This is a genomic window from Ignavibacteriales bacterium (assembly GCA_016214905.1).
Taxonomy (GTDB): Bacteria; Bacteroidota; Ignavibacteria; order UBA10030; family SZUA-254; genus PNNN01.
The window spans coordinates 359852-379925 of sequence record JACRMQ010000006.1 but is presented as its reverse complement, the minus strand read 5'-3'; the positions used below and the strand labels follow the sequence as shown (position 1 = coordinate 379925).

Genomic DNA, 20074 nt, shown 5'->3' with positions numbered 1-20074 from the left:
TATTATTCTGATTGTTTCTTCCGAAGCCGTGCGGCAAACGAACCATCGATCTGGTGCCTGTGCGGCATTGTTTCGATAAATCCTTCTGCGCTCACGACAGATTTGTTAACAAAATCACTCGCAGATTCAATAGAAAATTCAGGATGGGCATTGATAAACGATTTCACTAATTCAGAATTTTCTTCCGGTTCCGTGGTACATGTGCTGTAAACAAGAACACCCCCCGGTTTTAACATGCGCGCCGCGCTTTCCAGGAGCGCGTATTGCTGCCGTACCATTCGCTTTATGTCTTCAGGTTCGCGCTTCCATTTTATATCGGGTTTCTTCCGCAGCGTTCCTAATCCCGAACATGGCGCATCCACTAAAATCCGGTCGGCTAATTGAGTGTCAATCGTTGTCGAATCTGCCACAAGAAGTTGAACATTTTGAATCCCAAGCCGCTCGCAACTCATCTTTAACATGTTTAATTTCGTATCGTATTTATCTACAGCTAAAATTTCTCCCTCGTTTTTCATCGTCTCTGCGATAAAAGTTGTTTTACCGCCGGGGGCAGCGCACATATCTATCACCCGTTCTCCGGGATGCGGATCAAGAAGCAAAACAGGTAATGCCGCGCTCTCATCTTGTATCGTGAAAAATCCTTGCTGAAAAATATTCATTTGTGATATTCCGGAAAGACTTCTAACTTTTACAAAATAATCGATATATGTTGATCCTTGAAATTGTACATTTTGTTTTTCAAGAAGCGATAAAAATTCGGCGGGTGTGATTTTCATTTTATTGATTCTCAGCGTCAAACCCGGGATCTCATTATTCGCCGTTAGAAGTTTTTCAACCTCCTCCTTTCCGAAACGCGGAAGCCACCTTCTCACCATCCAGAGAGGATGCGAATAATAAACCGCGAGATACTGGGCTAAATCTTCATCGGGATTCGGATAATGTATTCCATCAAGCGTTCTGATGACGTTGCGCAGAACCGCGTTCACAAAACCTGAGAATTTATCTCCGCGGATACGCTTGATAAATTCGACTGCTTCATTTACAGCGGCATAATGCGGAACCTGATTTAAAAATAAGATTTGGTAAAGCGCAACCCTGAGTGCGTTTCGCACGTTTACCTCGGATTTGGAAAAATTACCATGTGTGAATCCGTTCAAAACCCAATCCAATCTCCCCTGCCAACGTAATACGCCATGCACAATCTCAGCGAGCAAACTTTTATCCAAATCCGATATATCTTTAGATCGAAGTTCTACATCTAATAATTTATCCAAATAAGAATCTGTGCGTTCAACCCGATTCAATATTTTTACAGCAGTTCCGCGCGGACCGGCATACAGCGTTTGGATCTCTGCTACAGGCGGATCGGTGTTGACTGATTCCCGAGTTTCTGAATTCATTTTAAACCAAAATTCTTTCTATCTTTCATCGTGCTGATAAATATCTCTCTCACAAGTTTTTCATAATGATCCGACATTACAACATTCCTTCGCGCCATTACTTTTCTCATTGTCTCTATACTCTTTTCAATATCATATACCTGATATGATTTATCACCGCCCCACGCGAAAGATGGAATCGATTTAGGCGGAAGTCCCGCTCCATACAAATTACATGAAACACCGACAACCGTTCCCGTATCGAACATCATATTGATTCCTGATTTAGAATGATCGCCGATAGTCAATCCTACAAATTGCTGACCTGAATCAATTGTTTTACCATCGATTTGTACACGCACCGTGCTGTAGTTATTTTTTAAATCGCTTGTGTTCGTATCGGCGCCCAGATTCACCCAGCTTCCTAAATAAGAATGACCTAAAAATCCTTCGTGCTGTTTGTTTGAATAAGATTGAATCACCGATGCCTCAACTTCGCCGCCAACTTTGCACCATTCGCCTATCGATGTGCCGTGATAAATTTTTGCGCCAATCTTTATAACAGAGTTGTCGCCCACAAATGCGGGTCCTTCAATAACAGCATTCGACATAACAGTTACATTATTGCCGATGATGACAGGTCCCTTTTCGGCATCAAGTACTGCGCCCGGTTTGATTATGGAATTTTTGCCAATGAATATATCTTTACGATTCAAAAGATGAACACCACTATTGACTTTTCCTTCAATCTTATTTTTCTTTTTCTTGAGAAAAGCACTATGGGCGATTATTTCATCTGAAGTTTTATGAACCAGATCCCACGGGTACGATACTGTATCAACATCCACCTTTTCAGTCCGCAAACCCTCAAATCGGTTTTTGCTGAGAGTACCACTTTCTTGATCGAATTGTTTCAGTGATTCTTTTTTCAGAAATACCGCTACAATATCTTTTCCGTTAATTAAAACTTTTTCTTCTTTAGGTAAGTTTACTATATGTTTTTTCAGTATGGAGTTTGCAACAACTCTCCCATTAACAAACCAGGTATCATCTTTAGGGATTTGATTAATATTTTTAGAGGAGTTGTTTTGGTTATAGAGATGAAACAACTCTGCTCTCATATCATAATTAATTTTATGAGGAGAAAAATATTTCTCAAATTTTTCCCTGAGAGTGAATGCGCCGCACCGCAGATCGTAAACCGGTCTGAGGTATACAAGCGGAAGGAAGTTTTTATAAGATTCGTCTTCGAAGATAGTTATCTGCATAGGATCACTTAAAAGAAAAAACGGAATCCCGATTCCTCAGAATTCCGTTTAATAATTGTGATGAGATGTGAATTCCCCTTACGCTGTTGCGGGCGCCTCTTGTGTTTTTTTGCCGTACTTCTTGTTGAAGCGTTCAACACGTCCGGCAGAATCCATTAGCTTCTGTTTGCCTGTGAAGAATGGATGACACTTATCGCATATTTCTATTTTCAGGTTTCCGGCTGATGAGCGTGTTTCAAAAGTTGACCCGCAAACGCAGGAAACAACCGATTTTTTATATTGGGGATGAATACCTTTTTTCATTAAAAACTCCAATTCTGTATCAAAATGTTGAAATAATATACGAAGAATCCCCAAGATTCGCAAGGATTAAAAGTATTTTTGAGATTTTATGATCATCATTAATCTTCCGCGTTATGAGGAGAACGAATGGTTGCGGAAACGTGTGCAGTAGCAACGCAGTGTACCGCCGAACTATTAGTGATCAATTTCCACTGAAGGTGGCATATTGAGCCGACCCCTACAATTTATCTTAGTCATAAAGGGAATGTTGTTGCTAATGCTGTGAGCCGCAGGTATACTGTTATTAAATTGTTCAAGGAGTTTCAATGATCAACATATCATGAGTATAAGCCCACGCACGAAATCGATGTCCGATCGGTGCAATGCTCTTTGCTTCTTCCGAGTCAATACTATAATATCCAGCACCGATTAAAATGGAATCCATTCTCACGTATCCCTCGAACCCATAGCTGGTATTCCCAGGACTATGGAGCCGTACAGTCCACGACTGCATAAAATCGTTGTTTGCAATAAACAAAACAGGGACCGTACTATGTTGATCCGTGTTTGGCAAAGTGTCACTGAGAGGAGAATCAATGAACACTGTTCTGCCCCCGCCAAGCAATTGTAATTCTATGACACCCTTTCCTGAGTATAACGGTCTGCACTGTTGCATGATGTGAAAAGAAGAGTCAATCATAACGTGGCGTCTATCAGCCCATATCTGTATTTGGTTGTTGGCAAATGTATAGCTCTCCAATGGCCCGGGATCGACATTCACGTGATCAGGATTGCATGAAGCTAAAAGTATTAGGAGGCACACAACCAAACCTGTTTTTTTGATTATATCTCTTATCCTAATTATCATTATTGTCACTCCTAAGCCTGCTTGTGGCTAACGTTGAGCAGGAAAAACAGGATGTGCGGATCTCACCGAAAGCGGGAGACAAACATTGAAGTTTTTCCCGTCGACGAAATATATTTAAAAAGCAATGGTTTGCCAAAGGGATTACATCGAGATATTTTGGTTGTCGTTATCTGCGGTTACTCTTTACCTTATTAATAATAATTTTTTTGTTTCGATATAGTTGCCAGCTTGCAGTCGGTAATAATATATCCCGCTTGATAATTTACTTGCATCGAACTGCACCGATTTGTAACCTGGCTCTTCGATTCCGTTTACAAGCGTTACAACTTCCCTGCCAAGTATATCGAAGACTTTGAGTGTAACGTGGCTTTGTGTTGAGAGTTGATATATGATTGTTGTGTTTGGGTTGAACGGGTTTGGATAGTTTTGTTCGAGCCTAAATTGCAGAGGCGCCTCATCGTTTCTTGGAACACTGGTTATCATTTGCGACAGGGGCCGCTGCCAAACGCCAGAGCCACCAGTACCTGCAAGAAGGGTACTGTCGCTAACTAGAAGACTAAGGATAATTGCATTTGCTGGCAAACCAGCATTTACCGCATTCCAACTCGTGCCGTTGTTAGTAGACAGGAACACACCACCGCCGAAAGTGCCAGCAAAAACGTCTGTACCGCATGTTGCGAGAGCCTCGATACTTGTCGTTGTCAATCCTGCACTAACCGGAGTCCAGGTTGTGCCATCGTTGGTTGAAAGGAATATCCCAGAATTCGTTCCGGCAAAGAGGTTCGTGCCAGACACTGCAAGAGCGTTTATACCGGGACTGGTGAGCCCATTATTGACAGGAACCCAGCTTGTACCATTGTTGGTCGAAAGGAATACACCGCCGGAAGTACCTGCAAATATATCTGTGCCGTTAATTAGAAACGACTCGATGTAAAGACTTGTAAGACCTGTATTCGCCGGAATCCAGTTAGCCCCGGTATTCGAGGAGAAAAAGACTCCCCCGCCATCAGTTCCAGCAAAAAGATTCACCCCGCTGGTGGCTATTTCCCGTACACTTGTATTCGTGAGACCCGTATTGATGGAAGTCCATTGTGTGCCGTGATTGGTTGACAGAAAGATACCTCCGCCTTCACTTCCAGCGAAGAGATTCATCGAGCTCGCAGCAAGACTACGAATGCGCAAAGTGGTTATGCCATCGTTAACCGCAGTCCAAGTTGATCCGCTGCTCGTTGAAAAGAATACTCCTTCCAGAAACGTACCAGCGAACAGATCTGCATCCTTGCTGGTAAAGCTGCTGACAAAACTGCTATTGATGTTTGAAGATTGTACCCACTGCGCATCGCAAACACTCGCTTGACTAACGAGTAGAAAGAATGTTAAGAGAACTGTCATCATGTTCATCGATTTTTCTCGCGCTATCAGTCGTGAACAAATGGCTGCGGAACATCTGTAATTTCGCAATATTGCGTTTTTATTTTTTTTAGATTATCCATTATTTATCGGATTTAAGTAACATATATTTTTCATCAGGTGTTTTATATTTATCTTTTCTCGAAAAGCTCATCATCATACTCACGCACTACAAACATTCATTCTCTCTATCCACCAAATCCATAAGCGTAAGTTCCCTTGTTTCAACCCATCAAAATCGTGTTATGCAAATTACAAAACTGGTCGGTTATTGTCAAGCTATGTTTCGCCTTTCTACTCAACTTCTTATTATTATTTCTCGGAGGGTCTTAAATCCTTTTGTTTCTCCCATCGTTTTTCATTACCCCCTAAATCAATCATTTTTTAACATCCTCAATTATTGCATAATTTTGAGGGATTAAAATCGCTTTGTTCAAAAACAGATCGTTTTGGGCATAATCCTATGTCGGATCGTCGCAATCCCGAACAGGATTGTCATAACTGCGAACGGGATTGTCGTAACTACGAACAGAATCGTTGTAACTGCGAACGGAATCGTCGCAACTGCGAACAGCATCGTTGCAACTGCGAACGGGATCGTCGTAACTGCTAACGGAATCGTCGCACCTGCGAACGGGATCGTCGCAACTGCGAACGGGATAGGTAGCATTACCATTTTGAATTTGACCTCCCATCACTAAGGCTGTCTAAAAATCAAAAAGCAATGTCATTCCCGAATGCTTCTATCGGGAATCCAGAATTCTGTTAATATCTGGGCACTGGACTCCCGCTTAAAACATGCGGGAGTGACATTAAAGAACTTTTTGTAAAACACTGACGAAAGGGGTGGTAATATAATGATGAAAGGAAGTGCGACTCACCTGCACATTTGAATCTTAAATGGAGGTGAGCCGCACATAAACTACTTCGGTGTTTTAGAAACCCAATACTCGCTTCCGAAAATTTCCCTGTTTTCAGAAACAAATCTCCGCGCGGAAACTTCGGTCTTAAATCGCCCGATAGCTACCCTGTACCTTCCGCGTGCCTCTAAAATACGTGCATCAAAACCGTTTTCCTCCCACTCGCCCGCCTTTGAACGCGCGCCTGCTTTTTCTGCGAACGATGCAACGTAAATTGTGTACCTTCCTACTCCGTCATCGCTTCCGGATTTTTCTACCGCCGGTTTTTCTTTATGGATCTGCTCTTTGGCTTCCTCTTTTGCAATTACAGGTTTTTCTTGCTTCCCAGTTTCTTCGGGAACTGATTCTTTTATTTCATCTTTGATTTGCTGTTTAATCGTATCGACGGTTGGCGCACTCCGTTCGGTTATCGATTGATCAGGCACAGAGGAATTTATAGAGTTATCGCTTAACGATATCTCTTGTCTTGTAATCTCGGTATCGCTTTTCACCAATTGCTGATATGTGAAAAAAATAACAGCAACTATTATCGCAACAATCCCCACTCCGATGACAATATTTTTTATTAAGCTATAATCTTTTTCCGGCTTATGAAGTATCGGCTGATATACCGGTTTCTCGGATTCGAGATCTTCCTCGTTTGTATTATCGTTCAACGGCATCTTTAACTTCCATTAATGATTTAGAATGCTTTTGCTTAGATCATCTAAGCAGCATTTTACTATTGATGAAATTATACAACATTATCGTGAATAACAATTTCGGATTCGTGTCGGTACTTTTTAATTTCTCATCCACATCAAGCAATATCGCGAAACACCGCTCAATCTCGGATGATGAAAATGAACGCGCAATCTTAATATCTTCCTCCAAAAAAGGTAACTGTCTCGGATTCATTCGGAGGGTTTTAATCAATTCATCTTTATTCATCTTGCCTTCAATAAAATCGCGAATCGTCCATAACCGCTCGAAATATTTCGTGAGCATAACGATCATCCCGACCGGATATTCGCCGGCATCGAGCATTTTTTCGGAAATTTCTAAACTGGTTGCGATATCTTTTCTTCCCACCGCTTTTTGGAGCTCGAAGATGTTATATTTTTTTGATACACCTACAACCGCGCTGACATCATCAGAATCTATCGTTGGTTTCGTCCCGACATAAATGAACAGCTTATCTATCTCGTTTTGAATTTCCCTCAGTGATCTGCCGACATGTGTTTGAATCAGATTGCAGGCATCCATGTTGGCAGATTTGCCCCGCTCAGATATTTTCTTGTTGATCCAAATTGGGATTTCGTTATCGTACAATTGCCTGAACTCTACAACAACCCCGTTCGTTTGAATGGCTTTGGAAAGCTTCAACCGCATATCAAGCTTTTCACCCGCGATTGCAAGAATTGTGGATTGCACCGGCTTATCAATAATCGACAGCAGAAGTTCCTGATTTTCAACCAATCCGAGATTTTTGATAATAACAACACGGCGATCTGCCATCATCGGGAAAGCGGATGCCAAAGAAACAATATCTTTAGCATCCACTTTTTCTTGCCCGACTATATCGAGGTTGAAACTTTTTATCGATTCGTCGAGAGAATATTTTATTATCAGATCGATTGCCTGTTTGATCAACAGATCTTCTTCACCCCAAAAATAATAGATCGGGGCAAATTGTTTCTGACGGAACAATTTTTCAAGATCGCTGAGACTCAATCGCTCTGACGGTGCTTTACTCATGATCGATCCGATAAATCAACCGGTAATTATTTCCCCTGGCGGGAAATTGATTCGATGACAACTTTCGTTTCGGGTACATCCTGCATTTGCTGTTTAATTTCTTTTCCCTGATATAAAGATACCGCGGGGAAATTACCGGTCTTCACTGTACGGATTTTATCCACAACATCCATTCCTTCAATCACTTTACCGAAAACCGCATACCCGGGATTTCCTGATGAATAGTTGAGGAACGCGTTATCAACCACATTGATAAAGAATTGGCTGGTTGCGCTGTTCGGATCGTTGGTGCGAGCCATAGCTAGAGTGCCGCGATCGTTTTTCAAACCGTTGTCCGATTCAATTTTAATCGGCGCTTTTGTCGGTTTCTGCTTTATCGGGTCTGTGGCTTCGAAACCGCCGCCTTGTATCATAAATCCTTTTATGACCCTGTGAAAAACAGTTCCGTTGAAATATTTTTCATCAACATAACTTAAAAAGTTTTTTACGGTGATCGGCGCTTTGTCTTCGAATAATTCAACTTTAACGCTGCCCATTGAAGTTTTCATGATAACGATCGGGTTTCCTTTTGGTTGATCCATTTTTGTAGCTTTCGATTGTTGTGCAAAAAGTGTCGCTGCTCCAATGATGATGGCAGCAACGGTGATGATTATTGATTTCATTATTTATCTCCTTTTGTTTGAGAATATGTTTTAAATTGTTAAAAATTTGCGCGTCTATTTGCCGGATGTTGAATTCATGTCGTTTGTTATATCACGCCGGGCAACTTCTCCGAAATGTAATTTATCTTTTATAAAATAATAAATTCCTATCGCCATCGTCCCGATAAAACCGATCGCGTGGGTAACGGTAGCATAACTGCGTGCTATTTCTTCATTCACATTATAAAGTTTTGTAAGCGTTTGAATTGTGAAATAATGATAAGAACCGGTTCCGCCCGGAGTCGGAAGAATGAATCCGATTGTTGAGATCGCCTGCACGACTAATGCGGAGGCGAGATCGAGTGAATATTGCTCAACCATTCCGAAAGCGTAGAACGGAAGAAATACCATGATGATATAAAACACCCAGACTAGAACGCTCAATATTCCGATCATGAAATAATGCCGCGGTTCTTTCAAAAATAAAAATCCATCCAGGAATGAATGCGCGATATGTTCTACGAGCTTACCCTTTTTAGGTGAAATGTGGCGCGTGATGAATCGGAGCATTTTTTCAACATAATCTCTGCGCATCATCAAGAAGGTGAAGATCAGAAGAAATAATAATGAGATTACCGTCAACCAGATACCCGTTTCTTCAAGCCACGGAAATACTTGTGTGAGAGGACCGCTATAGAATAACGGAATTAATGCGATCACGACCATGAATGAAAGTATATCGAAGATGCGTTCGATGAAAACCGTACCGAGAGCGGAGCTTCGCGAGATACCTTCGAGTTTTCCGATCGCATACGGACGCGCAAGCTCACCCACACGAGGTAGAACGTTGTTCATCATGTAACCAACCATCATCGATGAAAAAAGATTTCTGTACCGAATCCCCTTCTTAACCGGTCTTAATAAGTATTCCCACCGCCATGCTCTGAAAAGATTGCTTATGACCAACATGGGAATCATTGCTAATGCCCACCAGTAATTTGCCCGAGATAAAATTTCGATCAGACTAGCAAAGTCTGTTCCCCTGAAAGCAAAATAAAGAAACACTCCGGTCAGTATTACACTAAATCCGTATTGCAGATATGTCTTCAGTTTTTGATTCATAAAATGTTGTTTCTATAGGAGGTTCATTCACCGTAAATCTATCACTTCATAACCGTCAGGTGGTTGATATGAAAATGAATTTTCTTTTAAGCCGGAGTTAATGAATAGATTATTGATTGTGTAAGTTATCGTGTTTTTACTCGCGTCGATTATCTGGATTTTTTTTAATACCGACTTATCTTCGTCTACCCACATTTTAATCGAACGGAATGAACTTCTTTCTTCTTTGGGAAGTAATTTTAAAACCGCAATATCCGCCCCCCCCTCCTCATCGCGATTCAACAATGTCGCGTTGTAATTTTTCGGTATATTGGTCAACATTTTTTCGGGTGTAATCGATTTCGGATCGTCACGGTAATTATCGATCATTACCTGTTTGTTAGTCTTATTAACGTTCCAAAGGGTTTTCCCATCGGTGATTATCAATTGTTGTTCGAGGTCAATTCTGTACTTATTCCCTTTTTTTACAATAAGTTTTCCATCAAACGTTTGCTCCGATTTAGTTACAGCGAATAACACTTGTTGTGTAAACGAAATTGTGGCATCATTCCATGATTCGTATTTCTTCTGTATGTTTCGTAGAATCTTATCTGCATCATCTCCAGCCATCAGATTAGAGATGATAATTAAAGTTAGAATTGCAATCCGAAATATTTTATTTAGATAGATAAGTTTCATTATAAAATATCCTTAAAAAGTCTATCGAGTTGCTGTTCATCTTCAATAAGAACCATTCGAGCTTTACTGCCGTCAAACGGTCCCACGATACCGGCCGCTTCAAGCTCGTCAACTAATCGGGCGGCTCGTGAATATCCGACTTTCAGCCGGCGCTGCAACAATGATACAGAACCTTGCTGATGCCTGACTATCAAACGCGCTGCTTCTTCAAAATATTCATCACGGCTATCCGACATACCACGTGCACCGGATTTTTTACGCTCGAGAGTTGATGGGAGCTGGAATGGTTTGCTATAACCTTTTTGGCGCCCAACATGTTCGGTCAATCGTTCAACTTCATCGGTTGAAACATAAGCATTCTGAATACGCGATGGTTTTTGACCTCCAGCCGGCATATATATCATATCACCGCTGCCTAAAAGTTGTTCGGCACCGTTCATATCAAGAATAGTGCGGGAATCAGTTTTCGTCGCAACCTGATAAGCGATACGCGCGGGGAAATTTGCCTTGATCACGCCGGTGATAACATCCACCGACGGGCGCTGTGTTGCGAATAATAAATGCACTCCGACCGCTCTTGCCATTTGCGCCAAGCGCGCAATCGGTTCTTCCACTTCGCGTGCGGCGGTCATCATGAGATCGGCAAGTTCATCAATTACCACCACCAGATAAGGCATTTTACGATGAACGATTGTCTCGGTGTTTTTTAATCTCCCTGCTTTCAACCGTTCGTTATAATCTTGAATATTTCTCACGCCGGCGGCTGCCAATCGATCGTAACGTTTTTCCATCTCCAGTTCCACGCTGCGTAAAACGAAAACCGCGTTTTCGGGTGTGGTGATTATATCTTCATCGATATCGGGTGAGACCGCGAGGAAATGATTCTTCAATTTTTTGTATGGTGTCAACTCGATCTTTTTAGGATCGATGATTACGAACTTTACATCGGAAGGATGTAGACGGAACAAAAGACTCGCGAGGAATGTATTGATCCCCACACTTTTCCCTGAACCGGTTGAGCCGGCTATCAACAAGTGAGGCATCTTAGATAAATCGTCCGAATAAACATCACCCGAAATTGTTTTCCCGAGCGCGATGGGTAGATTTGCTTTCATCTCCCGGAACTTCGTCGAGTTCAAGACAGATCGCAAAGAAACGAGTGACGGATTTTTATTTGGTATCTCGACACCTACGGCACTTTTACCCGGAATTGGCGCCATAATTCGAATCCCTTTAGCAGCCAACGCAAGCGCAAGGTCATCCGATAAATTTACGATACGGCTAATTTTCACTGTGGATGCAGGAACAAGCTCATACAATGTTACCACGGGTCCGGGTGTAACACTAACACTCTCTATTTCAATCCCGAAATTAGCCAACTTCGCCCGCACCAATTCAGCGTTCGCTTTTAATTCTTCCTCAGGAATAATATCTCCCTGACGATGAGCATCGAGCAATTCAATTGAAGGAAAAACATAATCGATTTCTTCATCCTCTACCGCTTCAGGAATTTTAACTTCCTCAGATTCAATTTCCGCATCCGGTTCATCATCCATTTCAACGATTTTCATCGGCGGTTCATCTTGCTCTTCTTCCAACTCCTGTTCCGTTTCAATCTCTTCTTCCTCCTCCGAAACTATCTTATCTAATTCATCCTCTTCCTGTGGGATAATTTCCGTAGTAAACTCTTCCTCGTTTTTGTTGATCGAAACTTCAGTTTCAGCTTCCGACGGTATCGGCAACGAGCCGTCGCTTGCCTTCCGATTGAAGAGAGCCAGCCACAATACTTTTATTCTTTCGATAGATTTATGAATATCGAGATCGATTGCAAGAACGATTGTGATAAAAAATGCGGTAACAACCACAATAGGAGCACCGACTCTTCCCAATAATTTCACAAAAATATCCGCAAGATACGCACCTACTATGCCGCTCCATTCTTTTGGCAAATCGATGATCACCAAATTCGTAATTCCGAATGTTGTGGAAAATAAAAGTGAAAAGAGAAAAAGATAATTCGTCAAGGTCAGTAGTTTCTTAGATTCCGCTGCTCGAAGGAATACCCAACACCAAATAACAATCAATAGCGGGAATAAGATTGATACAAAACCTACAGTAGAATTGATGAAATAATCTGCTGTAAAAGCGCCGAATAATCCTAACCAATTCCTGATACCGGATGCTAATGCTTTTACCGAGGAATTGAATGGTAAGCGAAATATATCGGTGAAGGAAAGCTCATCGAGGATAGCTTCATCGGAGAATGAATAACCGAGTATACTTAAAAATATAAGTACACCGATCATCATCCCGATGATCGCGAAAATGTGTTTGCGCCTGTCTGCCGTTCGTTTCTTCTGGGATTTCTTAGAAATCCCTGTCGAGTTTTGTTTTACACGGTCAGCCATCAACACTCTTTCATCAGATTTTCGGATGATTTAAAATTGTTCAGCTTATATCTTTTGGAAGTTTGATAACGTTACCGACCAGCATCGGAATAACCTCAACAGAATCCAATGAGGCACATATTTTAAGATCATCGGCAAAGCCAATTTCGGTGAGATATTTTCCGTGTTCCGTGCTCTTAAGCATTTTCAACAAGCTTTTACCGAAACTTTTATCGAGCATGGCGCAAGCAACTCCTGCGTCATCAAGGACTAATTCGATACCTGCAGAATCGGCCATCTTGTTTATTATTCTGCCGGCACATACGGCATCTTCGACGCAAAAAACATTTTCATTTGCCGCACAGAGAATAACTATATCCTCCTGCAGGCGGAGGAAATATTGTACAACTTTCGAAAGGTTTACAAAACTTGCAACTACTAAGTTCTTCGCGTGTTTACCTTTTCCTATCGCAGTGGTTCCGTTCGTGGTGAAGAAAATTATTGATTTCCCTTTCACAACATCTTCAGTGAATTCTTTCGGGGAATTTCCGAGGTTGAATCCTTCGATAATTTTTGAATTCCGCTCGCCGGCACGCAGCGTTACGCCACCGAACAAACTGCCGGAAATTTTCACCGCGTTTTCAATAGTACCAACGGGCATAATCTCTTTAGCGCCGTTTTTCAGTGCCGTTGCAATTGTTGTACTAGCACGCAACACATCTATTACAATTAAATTCTTGTCTTTCAACTCCATCTCATCAATATTACCGGGTGTGAGATGGACTGTAATCGAAATTTTTTTATTTATCAGGTTTGTCTTCATCTTTGTATGAAAGGAATCTTTACAACTTTTGCGTTAACCTCTTTATTTCGAATCATAATATTTAAAACAGATCCGGGTTGACTGAACTCCATCGAAACATATCCCATACCTATTGCATTACTAAGAATTGGCGAAACTGTTCCGCTTGTAACTGTGCCGATCTTTTTGCCGTTGCTCAATATTTCATATCCGTGACGCGGAAAAGCACGATCATCTTCGATCACAAATCCGACAAGTTTTCGGTTGGTACCATTTTTCTTTACTTCTAACAGCACATCACGGCTATTAAAATTATTTTTATCAAGTTTCGTTATCCATCCGAGACCTGCTTCAAGCGGATTGGTGGTCTGATCAATATCGTTGCCGTAGAGACAAAATCCCATTTCAAGTCGAAGTGTATCACGCGCACCCAAACCGATCGGTTTGATACCGAATTCTTTCCCGGCTTCCATGATCGAATTCCAAATGCGTTCCGAGACAGCGATGGACGAATCAAAATATAATTCAAAACCCAATTCTCCTGTGTAACCGGTTCTCGAAATAATCATATCGATACCTGCCAGTTCACCATACACGAACGAATAATACGGCATAGCCGCTAGGTTGGTTCCTGTTAACTTTTGCAGGGTAGCAAGCGACTTAGGGCCTTGAATAGCCAGAAGCGAAATTCCATCACTTTGATCCTCAAGTTGCACGTTGAAACTATCGATATTGGATTTTATCCAGTTAAAATCTTTTTGAAGGTTCGCTGCGTTTACAACGAACATGAAATGATCCTTCATTCTGTACACAAGCAGATCGTCAACGATGCCGCCATCCTGATAACACATCGCGGAATATTGCACTTTGCCATCGGTCAATTTTGAGGCATCGTTTGTCGTGACTTTTTGGACAAGCGCCAGAGCATCCGGACCGCTGATTTTAAATTCGCCCATGTGCGATACATCGAAAATGCCCACCGATGTGCGAACCGCACGATGCTCGTCTATAATTCCTGTGTACTGAACAGGCATTTCGAATCCGGCGAATTCCACTAACTTAGCTCCCAATTTTTTGTGAATCGAATTAAATGCTGTTGGTTTCATAATTACCTCGGCACCTTCTTCCAATCTGAAAGAAATTTTTCTAATCCGATGTCTGTCAGAGGATGTTTGATAAGCTGGGTGAATACGTTAAAAGGAATTGTTGCAATATCGGCACCCATCAAGGCAGATTCAACAACGTGCAACGGATGACGGATACTCGCGACTAAAACTTGTGTATCAAATCCATAATTCCGATAGATAGTTAAAATCTGAGATATCAATTCCATTCCGTTAGTGCTGATATCATCTAAACGTCCAACGAACGGACTAAGGATGTATGCGCCTGCTTTTGCAGCAAGAAGCGCCTGATTTGGAGAGAAGCATAACGTTACATTCGTGCGGATGCCTTCGGCTTTCAAACTTTTAACTGCTTTCAGACCTTCCTTGATAAGCGGAATTTTCACAACTATTTTATCGTCGAGTTTTGCAAGCTCACGACCTTCACGCAGCATTCCGTCGTAATCGGTTGATATTACTTCGGCGCTTATATCACCATCGACTATTGAACAAATTTCTTTGATTAGTATTTCAAATTTTTTACCTTCTTTTGCCACGAGACTCGGATTAGTGGTTACACCATCCAACAATCCCATACTTGCTGCTTCTTTGATTTCATTAATGTTTGCTGTGTCAATAAATATCTTCATTAAAAATATCCTTTAATAATCATGAAATAAATTGCTCAGTAATATCTTTATTTTGCTTTAGGGAAAAGAAATGGAACTCTGATGCCTGAGTTGATGTGTCTTCTGTAAGTTTGATTGAAACAAAATATTTGAATTTCATCTTCGTAATCCTACTTATTGTGCCTTCTCTCAGGTATTGAGCGACTGTTGGGTGTACCGCGAGTCTAAGTCGGTATTCACGCGATTCTGATTTGAATCTGCGTACCCATCTCTCGATATGATTTACAATGCTCGATTTAGATTCAATTAGACCGCCGCCGCCGCAAACAGGGCAGGGTTCGCTGAAACTATGGAGGATATTTTGTCGGATCCTTTGCCGGGTGATTTGAACTAATCCGATTTCAGTCATCGGCAAGACGGTAACTTTTGCACGATCGCGTTTAAATTCTTTACGCAATTCATCGTATACTTTTTTTCGATTCTTCTCATCATCCAGATCGATGAAATCGATTACGATAATTCCCCCAAGATCTCTCAATCTAAGCTGACGGCATATCTCCCTTGCCGATTCGAGATTAGTACGGAGTGAATTCAATTCTTGTTCGCGTTTCGCCGCGTAACGACCGCTATTCACGTCGACAACAACCATCGCCTCGGTTTGTTCGATAATTATATATCCACCGCTCTTCAACCATACTTTTCTACTTAGCACGGTTGCGATTTCTTTTTCTATTCCATAAACATCGAAGATCGGCTCTTTGTCTTTGTATAACTCAATCTTATCGATCCAATCCGGAGAGACTGTTTTAACGTACGCGCGGATTTCTTTATACAATTTTTTCGAATCTATTACTATCCGGTCAACAGATTCAGAAAATAAATCACGGATAACACTGGAAGTCGTTGCCATGTCTTTGTAAAGAAGTGAAGGCGGTTCCTCCGATTTAACGCTTTTCTCTATCTCCCTCCATGTTGAAAGAAGATTATCCATATCCGCTTTTAATGCCGCTTCATCCTGATCCATAGCAACAGTACGGATGATCGCACCAAATCCTTCAGGGAGAAAATTGCGAACGATTCTGCGCAACCGGCGTTTTTCCTTGAAGCTCTGCATCCGTTTTGAAACACCAATCTTCCCATCGAAAGGCAATAGCACTAAAAATCTGCCGGGTATGGAGACTTCCGATGTTACTCTAACACCCTTGCGACCAACCGGTTCTTTTGTAACTTGTACTAATATATCCTGACCGCGCTTGATGTCCGGTAAAGATTTTTGATAATTATCGTTCCTTTGGGGTCGTTGTCGCTGTTGCGATTGTGGTTGGTTTTTAAGTTCCGTTGTTGGAGTCGAACCGTTTTCGCTTAAAGGATTTTCGGTATCGTCTCCATCTTCATCAACATCCACATCGGAATCTTCATCGCCCACTAACGATGAATATTCAGAGAACGAACTTCCAATATCTGAAAAATGTAGAAAGGCATCTTGCTTTAATCCAAGATCAATAAATGCAGCACGGATGCCAGGCATTACCTTAGCCACACGGCCTAAATATATATCGCCTACCATACGCTCCTTTTCAGGAGTTTCAACGAAGAGTTCTGCTAAACGCTTATCCTCGGTGATAGCAATGCGAATCTCGTTCGCAGTTGCGTTGATTATAATTTCTTTTCTTACGTTTGACACTTTGTTCCTCCGACCCACTTATAGACATAATATTTTCTGCTACCAGCCCATTAGGGTCTGAATAATTATTGAATATGCAACTACGCACACGGATCAGTGCCGCGGCGAAGTCGTGGAACGAAGCGAGGAAACGGTTTGTGCTTAAAATGAAAACTCGTAATAAAAAGACGCTCGACATCGTTAACCAGTGACTTGTTGCGAATGATTTTAAATTTAATTTATCTATGTATTATCCGAAATTTTGAAATTATTCGGTATTTGTTTTTTAAAGTTACTAATTTTTTAACATCTTTGCAAGAATTCATCTTTTTTGATAATCCGACTGTTTGGAGTTATTTCCTCTATCCGGAAGTGATTGTTCTCACTCTTACTATTGCGTCTTCTCGTAATTTATTTTATCATGTCCATGTGATTTAGTGATATGCCAGCATGTGCATTGATTATTTTACCAAATGAAAATATTGGTCCTGATTAATCGGTAGGAATTAGAACGCCGGCAAATCGGATTAAAATATCTTGCAGTCTGATTAACAGAAGCGGCAAATCCGGCAAAGGTACATTTTAATGCCGGAATTGCATCAGATCTGGCCTCAATCACATCCGTTGATTAAAAAATAATTGCAGAAAACTTATTAAGGGGTTAATATGAACACCGGACAAACAATATTTGCTTTGTTTGCCTTAGCGCTTCTTGGAACTGTTGTAGTTTCCATGAACCGCAGCTTAGGGAACAGCAATGAGATTGTTATTCAGGCAAAATTAGGTGTAACAGCGATATCAATCGCTTCCTCACTTGTTGAAGAGGCGCAGGGAAAATCATTCGATAAAAATACAGATGAAGATATTGCTACTGCGACCTCTCAGCTAACTCCTGTAGCGCAATTAGGACTTGAGACCGGTGAATATTATCCGGATTCATTGAATGACTTTGATGACTTCAACAATCTACGAAGAACAGTTACTCCAGACACTTTAAGTGGAATGTTCAACATATCTTGCCGTGTATTTTATATCGATCCGTTGAATCCAAATGTTGCGCAAGCATCTCCTACATGGCATAAAAAACTAAGCGTTCAGGTGACGAGTCCGCAAATGAAAGATACAGTGAGCGCCGAATATATCTTCAGTTATTGGTATTTCAGGTAAGGAGCAAAGTTATGGGTTCAAGTACGATATTAGACATATTATCATCCATCATCATCGCCGGATTTCTGCTGTTGATGGTAATACACATGAACAGTTCGTTAGTTTACTCCAATTATACCACCACGAACGATCTCACTGTCCAGGAAAATTTAGTATCACTAGTACGCATGATTGAAGATGATTTTAGAAGAATAGGATACTGCAGGGAATACACTAAAGTTCCTGATCCATCCAAAGCAATTCTTGGTGCGGGCAGGCATAATATTAAATTTCAAACCGATTTATTGAATGTCGGAAATGTTGACACTCTGGAATATTCAATCGGGACGATATCAGGGTTAACCGGTACTCCGAATCCCAGAGACATGTATCTATTCCGCGACATCAATAATCGAAGAGGAAGCGGTATAAGTTTGGGCGTCACAAAATTCGATTTCGTTTACTTCGATGCACAGGGTGATTCATTGCCTTTTCCGATTAGTAATCCGAATGCAATCTATGAGATTCAACTTTCCGTATTGCTGGAAAGTCCTTACGCGTACGATACTACATATTCATTTGCGTTCTGGCGGCAGTTGCGTCTTGCAGCAAGAAATCTTAAAAACAGATAAGGAAAATTTATATGGGCAGAGCATCTATATTACTCGTGTTAGGTTTCAGTTTAATACTTGGAATTGTGACACCTAACTTACATCGGCAGGCAAACCGTGCGGTGGAAAACTATCTCAGTTATCAAAAAAAATCTCAAGCTCATAACATTGCTACGAGTGCCGCGAATATCGCTGCAAATAAATTATTCATAGACACCTCATGGAGAGCGGGGTATTCAAATATTTCTTTCTCAGGGGGTAAATTCAGTGTTACCGTACGCGATACACTTACAAAGATGAAAAAAATTGAAGCAATCGGAACGTACACCGATTCAGCCGAGACGGTGAGAGTTTTGCTTCAACCGAGCTCATATTCTAAATTCGCTTATTATTCTAAAATCGAAGGTGCAATCGATTGGATATCTAAGGATACAGTTTGGGGACCCCTCCATTCACAAGCCAAATTAAATATTCCCACACCTAATTCTCCTGTTTTCTATGGGAAAGTTACAACTCGGTTAGGAACAAATCCCACAAAGAGTAAAGCAAAATTTTATGGTGGTTATCAGAAAGGGGTTGATTTAGACCTGCCCGCGAATATTAATGGCGTAGTGGCGGCTGCAACAGCAGGAGGCCGGGTTTTTGCAACCGGTGATTTATGGCTGACATTTGAAGATGGAAACGTTAAATGGAAAACATCTGCTACCGGTACGGTAACTACCGAGCCGTTGTCTTCATTTGCCCCGAATGGTGTTATATTAGCAGCGAAAGGAAATATTCACGTTCAAGGTACTATCGACGGTAGAGCAACAGTCTGTGCTACGGCTAGTTCTGGATTGGGATTTGGGAATATTTATATTGATAACGATGTCCGCTGTAAAGCAGATCCAAGAGCAGGTGCATCTGATGATATGTTGGGACTCGTCAGTGAAAATAACGTATTTGTAACAGATAATGCTGCCAATAACAGCGATTGTAGGATTGATGCAGCAATTTTTTGTTTGAAAGGCGGTTTGACGGCAGAGAACTATAACACTCGACCTGTTAGTGGAACTTTGTACCTTTATGGCGGGGTAACGCAATATCAACGTGGACCGGTGGGGACTTACAGCGGCACAACAATCAATCATGGATTTCAGAAAAATTATAAATACGATAACCGATTATTAGTTAACTCTCCGCCAAGTTACCCGATGACAGGATCGTTTGAGATTATTTCATGGTTGGAATAAAATTAAAAGAGGTCAAGCTACCCTACGTCACACAAGATTTACTTCCTACCGTTGCTTCCTTCCGGACCTGGCGGGGTTCGGAAATTTCTTGTTGCGCAGGACTTGACCCCAAGTCTTAAATCAAATTACTAACTATCTACAGCTTTTCCAAAACTTTTGCTGTCGCCTGAATGTCCGGCATCTGCAAATTCTAACT

At 41.4% G+C, this 20074-nt stretch carries 19 protein-coding genes and 1 other RNA gene; 3 read left to right on the top strand and 17 right to left on the bottom strand.

Translation table 11 applies throughout. The annotated features are described in order from the left end of the window. Positions 1–2: 2 nt before the first annotated feature. From rsmB to HZB59_05410, 16 genes are all read right to left on the bottom strand, one after another. Positions 3–1400 (bottom strand): 16S rRNA (cytosine(967)-C(5))-methyltransferase RsmB, encoded by a 1398-nt coding sequence (rsmB, locus tag HZB59_05485; protein MBI5020869.1) that lies wholly within the window; start codon positions 1398–1400, stop codon positions 3–5. Continuing rightward, positions 1397–2647, bottom strand: coding sequence for a GlmU family protein (locus tag HZB59_05480; GenBank protein ID MBI5020868.1), 1251 nt, complete (start codon positions 2645–2647; stop codon positions 1397–1399). The genes rsmB and HZB59_05480 overlap by 4 nt, the downstream gene beginning before the upstream one ends. Before the next feature lie 78 nt (positions 2648–2725). After that, complete coding sequence (rpmE, locus tag HZB59_05475; GenBank protein ID MBI5020867.1) at positions 2726–2950, bottom strand: 50S ribosomal protein L31; 225 nt, start codon at positions 2948–2950, stop codon at positions 2726–2728. Positions 2951–3242: 292 nt separating this feature from the next. Then, the gene (locus tag HZB59_05470; protein MBI5020866.1) at positions 3243–3797 is read right to left on the bottom strand and encodes a hypothetical protein; all 555 of its coding nucleotides are present in this window, start codon (positions 3795–3797) and stop codon (positions 3243–3245) included. Between the two features lie 183 nt (positions 3798–3980). Next, the gene (locus tag HZB59_05465) at positions 3981–5198 is read right to left on the bottom strand and encodes a T9SS type A sorting domain-containing protein (protein MBI5020865.1); all 1218 of its coding nucleotides are present in this window, start codon (positions 5196–5198) and stop codon (positions 3981–3983) included. A gap of 470 nt (positions 5199–5668) precedes the next feature. Continuing rightward, complete coding sequence (locus tag HZB59_05460) at positions 5669–5902, bottom strand: hypothetical protein (protein MBI5020864.1); 234 nt, start codon at positions 5900–5902, stop codon at positions 5669–5671. Positions 5903–6129: 227 nt separating this feature from the next. After that, entirely contained in the window at positions 6130–6789 is a 660-nt protein-coding gene (locus tag HZB59_05455; protein MBI5020863.1) for an SPOR domain-containing protein, read from the bottom strand. A 40-nt stretch (positions 6790–6829) separates the two neighbouring features. Next, a complete protein-coding gene (gene holA, locus HZB59_05450; GenBank protein MBI5020862.1) occupies positions 6830–7864 on the bottom strand; it encodes a DNA polymerase III subunit delta in 1035 nt (344 codons plus the stop codon). A gap of 26 nt (positions 7865–7890) precedes the next feature. Next, complete coding sequence (locus HZB59_05445; protein ID MBI5020861.1) at positions 7891–8526, bottom strand: peptidyl-prolyl cis-trans isomerase; 636 nt, start codon at positions 8524–8526, stop codon at positions 7891–7893. Positions 8527–8580: 54 nt separating this feature from the next. Next, the gene (locus tag HZB59_05440; GenBank protein ID MBI5020860.1) at positions 8581–9627 is read right to left on the bottom strand and encodes a flippase-like domain-containing protein; all 1047 of its coding nucleotides are present in this window, start codon (positions 9625–9627) and stop codon (positions 8581–8583) included. A 27-nt stretch (positions 9628–9654) separates the two neighbouring features. After that, positions 9655–10305, bottom strand: coding sequence for an outer membrane lipoprotein chaperone LolA (lolA, locus tag HZB59_05435; GenBank protein ID MBI5020859.1), 651 nt, complete (start codon positions 10303–10305; stop codon positions 9655–9657). Then, positions 10305–12713 carry a DNA translocase FtsK gene (locus HZB59_05430; protein ID MBI5020858.1) on the bottom strand — a complete coding sequence of 803 codons (2409 nt, stop codon included), beginning with the start codon at positions 12711–12713 and terminating at the stop codon, positions 10305–10307. Before HZB59_05430 ends, lolA begins: the two co-directional genes overlap by 1 nt. Positions 12714–12753: 40 nt before the next feature. Beyond that, positions 12754–13515, bottom strand: a complete 762-nt coding sequence (locus tag HZB59_05425; GenBank protein ID MBI5020857.1) for a 2-phosphosulfolactate phosphatase — start codon at positions 13513–13515, stop codon at positions 12754–12756. Beyond that, positions 13512–14600: a glycine cleavage system aminomethyltransferase GcvT gene (gene gcvT / locus HZB59_05420; protein MBI5020856.1), complete on the bottom strand. Its 1089-nt coding sequence runs from the start codon at positions 14598–14600 to the stop codon at positions 13512–13514. Before gcvT ends, HZB59_05425 begins: the two co-directional genes overlap by 4 nt. 2 nt (positions 14601–14602) lie before the next feature. After that, on the bottom strand, positions 14603–15247 hold the full coding sequence (gene fsa / locus HZB59_05415; GenBank protein MBI5020855.1) for a fructose-6-phosphate aldolase: 645 nt from the start codon (positions 15245–15247) through the stop codon (positions 14603–14605). A 19-nt stretch (positions 15248–15266) separates the two neighbouring features. Further along, positions 15267–16910: an Rne/Rng family ribonuclease gene (locus HZB59_05410; protein MBI5020854.1), complete on the bottom strand. Its 1644-nt coding sequence runs from the start codon at positions 16908–16910 to the stop codon at positions 15267–15269. 645 nt (positions 16911–17555) lie between these two features. On the opposite strand from HZB59_05410, the gene HZB59_05405 reads away from it, so the two are divergent. Genes HZB59_05405 through HZB59_05395 form a run of 3 tightly spaced genes read left to right on the top strand, consistent with a single transcriptional unit; the run spans position 17556 to position 19878 of the window. Next, positions 17556–18056 (top strand): hypothetical protein, encoded by a 501-nt coding sequence (locus HZB59_05405; protein ID MBI5020853.1) that lies wholly within the window; start codon positions 17556–17558, stop codon positions 18054–18056. A gap of 11 nt (positions 18057–18067) precedes the next feature. Beyond that, positions 18068–18667, top strand: a complete 600-nt coding sequence (locus HZB59_05400) for a hypothetical protein (protein MBI5020852.1) — start codon at positions 18068–18070, stop codon at positions 18665–18667. An 11-nt stretch (positions 18668–18678) separates the two neighbouring features. Next, entirely contained in the window at positions 18679–19878 is a 1200-nt protein-coding gene (locus HZB59_05395) for a hypothetical protein (protein ID MBI5020851.1), read from the top strand. A gap of 7 nt (positions 19879–19885) precedes the next feature. Here the strand turns inward: HZB59_05395 and ffs are convergent. Then, an RNA gene (ffs, locus tag HZB59_05390) (signal recognition particle sRNA small type) lies at positions 19886–19986 on the bottom strand. Positions 19987–20074: the final 88 nt, after the last annotated feature.

Bases quoted from the DNA above. Each gene is read 5' to 3' on its own strand.
- rsmB (MBI5020869.1), bottom strand. From the start codon at position 1,400: ATGAATTCAGAAACTCGGGAATCAGTCAACACCGATCCGCCTGTAGCA.
- HZB59_05480 (MBI5020868.1), bottom strand. From the start codon at position 2,647: ATGCAGATAACTATCTTCGAAGACGAATCTTATAAAAACTTCCTTCCG.
- rpmE (MBI5020867.1), bottom strand. From the start codon at position 2,950: ATGAAAAAAGGTATTCATCCCCAATATAAAAAATCGGTTGTTTCCTGC.
- HZB59_05470 (MBI5020866.1), bottom strand. From the start codon at position 3,797: ATGATAATTAGGATAAGAGATATAATCAAAAAAACAGGTTTGGTTGTG.
- HZB59_05465 (MBI5020865.1), bottom strand. From the start codon at position 5,198: ATGAACATGATGACAGTTCTCTTAACATTCTTTCTACTCGTTAGTCAA.
- HZB59_05460 (MBI5020864.1), bottom strand. From the start codon at position 5,902: ATGGGAGGTCAAATTCAAAATGGTAATGCTACCTATCCCGTTCGCAGT.
- HZB59_05455 (MBI5020863.1), bottom strand. From the start codon at position 6,789: ATGCCGTTGAACGATAATACAAACGAGGAAGATCTCGAATCCGAGAAA.
- holA (MBI5020862.1), bottom strand. From the start codon at position 7,864: ATGAGTAAAGCACCGTCAGAGCGATTGAGTCTCAGCGATCTTGAAAAA.
- HZB59_05445 (MBI5020861.1), bottom strand. From the start codon at position 8,526: ATGAAATCAATAATCATCACCGTTGCTGCCATCATCATTGGAGCAGCG.
- HZB59_05440 (MBI5020860.1), bottom strand. From the start codon at position 9,627: ATGAATCAAAAACTGAAGACATATCTGCAATACGGATTTAGTGTAATA.
- lolA (MBI5020859.1), bottom strand. From the start codon at position 10,305: ATGAAACTTATCTATCTAAATAAAATATTTCGGATTGCAATTCTAACT.
- HZB59_05430 (MBI5020858.1), bottom strand. From the start codon at position 12,713: ATGGCTGACCGTGTAAAACAAAACTCGACAGGGATTTCTAAGAAATCC.
- HZB59_05425 (MBI5020857.1), bottom strand. From the start codon at position 13,515: ATGAAGACAAACCTGATAAATAAAAAAATTTCGATTACAGTCCATCTC.
- gcvT (MBI5020856.1), bottom strand. From the start codon at position 14,600: ATGAAACCAACAGCATTTAATTCGATTCACAAAAAATTGGGAGCTAAG.
- fsa (MBI5020855.1), bottom strand. From the start codon at position 15,247: ATGAAGATATTTATTGACACAGCAAACATTAATGAAATCAAAGAAGCA.
- HZB59_05405 (MBI5020853.1), top strand. From the start codon at position 17,556: ATGAACACCGGACAAACAATATTTGCTTTGTTTGCCTTAGCGCTTCTT.
- HZB59_05400 (MBI5020852.1), top strand. From the start codon at position 18,068: ATGGGTTCAAGTACGATATTAGACATATTATCATCCATCATCATCGCC.
- HZB59_05395 (MBI5020851.1), top strand. From the start codon at position 18,679: ATGGGCAGAGCATCTATATTACTCGTGTTAGGTTTCAGTTTAATACTT.